Origin of the sequence: Acidisphaera rubrifaciens HS-AP3, assembly GCF_000964365.1 — a bacterium.
Classification (GTDB): Bacteria; Pseudomonadota; Alphaproteobacteria; order Acetobacterales; family Acetobacteraceae; genus Acidisphaera; species Acidisphaera rubrifaciens.
The window spans coordinates 1-3,965 of the sequence record NZ_BANB01000679.1 but is presented as its reverse complement, the minus strand read 5'-3'; the positions used below and the strand labels follow the sequence as shown (position 1 = coordinate 3,965).

At 73.0% G+C, this 3,965-nt stretch carries 3 protein-coding genes; 1 reads left to right on the top strand and 2 read right to left on the bottom strand.

Translation table 11 applies throughout. The features are described from left to right. Positions 1-477: putative PEP-binding protein (locus tag B8460_RS16325; protein ID WP_048862673.1), on the top strand; the 477-nt coding region annotated here is incomplete at its 5' end. Between the two features lie 6 nt (positions 478-483). On the opposite strand, the gene B8460_RS16320 is transcribed toward B8460_RS16325, so the two are convergent. Then, positions 484-2,646, bottom strand: a complete 2,163-nt coding sequence (locus tag B8460_RS16320; protein ID WP_199445675.1) for a sigma-54-dependent Fis family transcriptional regulator — start codon at positions 2,644-2,646, stop codon at positions 484-486. 66 nt (positions 2,647-2,712) lie between these two features. Then, a partial coding sequence (groEL, locus tag B8460_RS16315; protein WP_048862672.1) for a chaperonin GroEL occupies positions 2,713-3,965 on the bottom strand: 1,253 nt, incomplete at its 5' end.

The following is a 3,965-nucleotide window of genomic DNA, read 5'->3' as shown; positions in this document are numbered from 1 at the left end:
GAGCGGCTGCCCGACCGTCTGCCGCCGCTCGGCATCATGATCGAGACGCCCGGCGCGGCGCTCGCGGCCGACGCGCTGGCGCTGGAGGCGGATTTCTTCGCCATCGGCACCAACGACCTGACCGCCTACACCCTCGCCGTCGATCGCGGCGAACCCAGCCTCGCCGATCTGTACGACCCGCTGCATCCCGCCGTCCTGCGGCTGATCCAGTTCGCGACGGAAGCCGCGCTGCGCATGCGGATGCCGGTCTCGGTCTGCGGCGAGATGGCGGCCGATCCGCGCTGGACGCCGCTGCTGCTCGGCATCGGCGTGCGCAGCTTCAGCATGAACGCCGGGGCGGTACCGCGGGTGAAGCAGGTGGTGCGCGGACTGCACATCGACGACTGCGCCCGGCTGGCGCGGCGCGTCATGGACCAGCCCGACCCGGCCGCCATCCACGAGGTCATCCAGCGTTTCGGACGCGACGGACCGCCCTGAGCGCCGTCAGTTGCGGGCCATCCGCCCGCTGCCCCAGCCGCGTGCCGCGCCGACGAGATTGATCCCGTAGCGTTCCGCCTTGCGGTACAGCGTGCTGCGCGCGATCCCGAGCGCCCGCGCGGCCTCGGCGAAGTTGCCGTGATGCTGCTGCACCGCCTGGATGATAGCGGCGCACTCCGCCTCCTCCAGGCTTGTCGCCGCGGGCGAGGACGGCCGCGCATCGGGAAACAAAGGCGGCTGAGCGGGCGCCGACGACGACGATGGCAGGGCCACGGCCGGGGACGGAGTCGGAGCAGGTGTCGGCAGAGGCGCACAGACGGCCGCCTCCGGCGGCGGGTCCGGCGGCGGCACGGCGCCGGCCGCCGGCAGCAGCGTGCGCAGCTCGTCCTCCGTGACGTCCCCATCGGCGGGGATCAGCAGCAGCTCCTCGACCACGTTGCGCAGTTCGCGCACGTTGCCGGGCCAGGCGTATCCCTCCAGCATCGCCATCGCCGCGGGACCGTAGCAGCGGGGCACCACGCCATGACGCTGCGCCAGCCGGGCGTTGAAATGCGCGATCAGGCGGGCGACGTCGTCGGGACGTTCGCGCAGCGGCGGTATCCGCACCCGCGTGACGGCGATGCGATAGAACAGGTCGCGGCGGAAACGTCCGGACTCGACCTCGTCCGCCAGGTTGCGGTTCGTCAGCGCCAGCAGGCGCACGTCGAGACGGCGGGGCTGCGTCTCGCCGAGGCGATAGACAACGCCCTCTTCCAGCGTGCGCAGCAGAAAGGGCTGCACCTCGATCGGCATCTCGCCGATTTCGTCGAGGCAGAGGGTGCCGCCATGCGCCAGCTCGAACCGCCCCGACCGTCCCTCGCTGGTCGCGCCGGTATAGGCGCCGCGGACATGCCCGAACAGTTCGGCGGCGATCAGTTCGCGCGCCACGGCGCCGCAGTTATAGGCGATGAACGGCGCGCCGCCGTCGCCGTGCATCGCGCGCGCGAACAGCTCCTTGCCCACACCCGTCTCACCCTCGATCAGCACCGCGACGCGCTTGTCCGCGAGGTGCCGTGCCCGCTGCAGCGCCTGCAGCATCGCCGGACTGTCGCCCACGATGGCGGCGAAGGAACTGCGCGTCGGATCGACCTCCGACGGGCTCGCCGCGAGGCGCGGGGCGGCCAGCCCACGGGCGGCGCCTCCCGGCGGCCGGCCGGCGCGTGTCGGGATGACGACCATGGCACCGATCGTGCGGCCGGCGACGCGCACGGGGTTGAACCATTCCGCCTGCAACCCTTCCGGCAGCCGGTCGGACCAGCTTTCGACCGGCACCTCGTCGTCCATGCCCGGCAGATGCTGGCCGACCCGCAGCCCGGCCGGGGCGCGGCCGGTGCTGTGAATGAGCCGGCCGCTGCGGTCGATCGCCAGCAGCCCGGCCGCATCGGAGGACGACAGACGATCGAGGCACGCCTCCAGCAGCCGGCTGCGCTCGCGTACGGCCCGCTCGGCCAGCACCATCTCGATCTGCCGCGCCAGGGTGACCGCGAGCGTCAGGTTGGTCCGCTGATAGGTGGTGGGCGGCCCGGAAATATCGACGACGCCCAGCACGCGGCCGCTGGATGCGTCCATGATCGGCGAGGCGGCGCAGGTCCAGCTTTTGACGCCCTCGCAGAAATGCTCGGCCGCATGGACATGGGCGGGCCGGCCGGTGGCGATGGCGGTGCCGATGCCGTTGGTGCCGATCACGTCCTCGCGCCAGTCGCCCCCCTGCGTCAGGTTGATGTCCTGACCCTGGTCCTGTGTCTGCGTGTCGCCCACGACCTCGAGCACGATCCCCTCGGGGCTGGTCAGCAGCAGGATGGACCGGGAGCCGGCCAGCAGGTCGGCGGCGTCGCCGAACACGCCGCACGCGGCGGAGATCAGCTCGCGGTGGCGTTCGCGCAGCCCCTCGATCCGGTCGGTGTCGCGCAGCAGCGGCGCCGCGCGGGCACGCGGATCGATGCCGAGATCGCGGCTGCGCAGCCAGGACGCGACGACGAAATGCCGCTCCGGCCGCGCCGCCTGCGGCCCGCCGGTCAGGAACCGCTCCCAGGCAAGCATCGTGTCGCTGCCCTCGGCGCGCCGCATGAGCTGCGCCGAGGGCAGGGACGCGTCCGGGTCCGGCGTCCGCCGGCTGCGGTCATCGGGCATCGCGTTTCCTCCCCGCGGTCCGAGCATGACAGCTTTCGCCGCCGCCACCCCCGGCGCAAGTCGGGATCATGCGCGTCCCAGCTTCTCCGCGCCGCCGCCGAGAGCCGGGCCGGCTGTCGGATCGGTGTAGTCGGGCTTGCTGGCGATCAGCGTATCCGTGGTCAGGATCAGCGCCGCGACCGATGCCGCGTTCCGCATAGCGGCGATGCTGACCCGCACCGGATCGGCCACGCCCGCCGCGATCATGTCGCCGAACTGGCCGGTGCGGGCATCGCAGCCCACCCCTTTCGGCGCGGCGGCGACGCGGCGGACCGCCTCGTCCGGATCGAGCCCGGCATTGGCGGCGATCGTCGCGACAGGGGCGGCAAGGGCGCGCTGCAGCATCGCGGCCCCGAGCCACGCGGCCGGGCTGAGCTCACCTTCCAGCGACGCGACCGCCGGCGCCGCCTGCAGCAGCGCGGTGCCGCCGCCCGCGACGATGCCCTCGGCAATCGCCGCGCGGGTCGCGTTCACCGCGTCCTCGATCAGTTGCGCGCGGCGCTTCTGCTCCACTGGCGTCGCCCCGCCCGCGAAGATGACCGCGGTGCCGCCGGACAGCTTGGAAAGCCGCATGACCAGCTTGTCACGCTCCACGTTCTCGGGCGCCAGTTCCAGCTGCCGGTGCACCTGCTGGCGCCGCGCCGCGACCGCGTCCGGCGCGCCGCCACCCGCGACGATCACCGTGCGGTCGGCGGTCACCCGCACCTGCCGCGCGGAGCCGAGATCGGCGAGGGCGAGATCCGTGAGCTGCCCCCCGAGATCGCGGGCGATCACGCGGCCGCCGGTCATGATCGCGATGTCCTCCAGCATGGCCTTGCGCCAGTGCCCGTATTCCGGCGGATGGACGGCGGCGACCGGCTTCTGTCCGCGCTCGCGGCGGCGCAGCAGGCGGATGACGCAGGCGGGCGCCACCTCCTCGGCGATGATCAGCAGCGGCCGGCCGCGCTGATCGACCAGCGCCTCGATCGCCGCGACCTCCGCCTCGGTCTGCAGCTTGAGGTCGGTCATCAGGATGTCCGGCTCGTCGAGCACGGCCTGCATCCGCTCGATATCGGTGACCATGTGGTGCGAAAGGTAGCCGCGATCGAAGGTCATCCCCTCCTCGATCTCGAGCACGGTGGCGACCGTGGTGCCGTGCTCGACCGTCAGCACGCCGTCCGCCCCGATGCGGGCCAGCGCGTCGGCGACGATCGCGCCGGTGGTCGCCTCGTTCGACGCGATGGTGGCGACGGCGCGTGCCTCGGCCGCGTCGCGCAGCGGCCGCGCGGCATCGCGCAGCG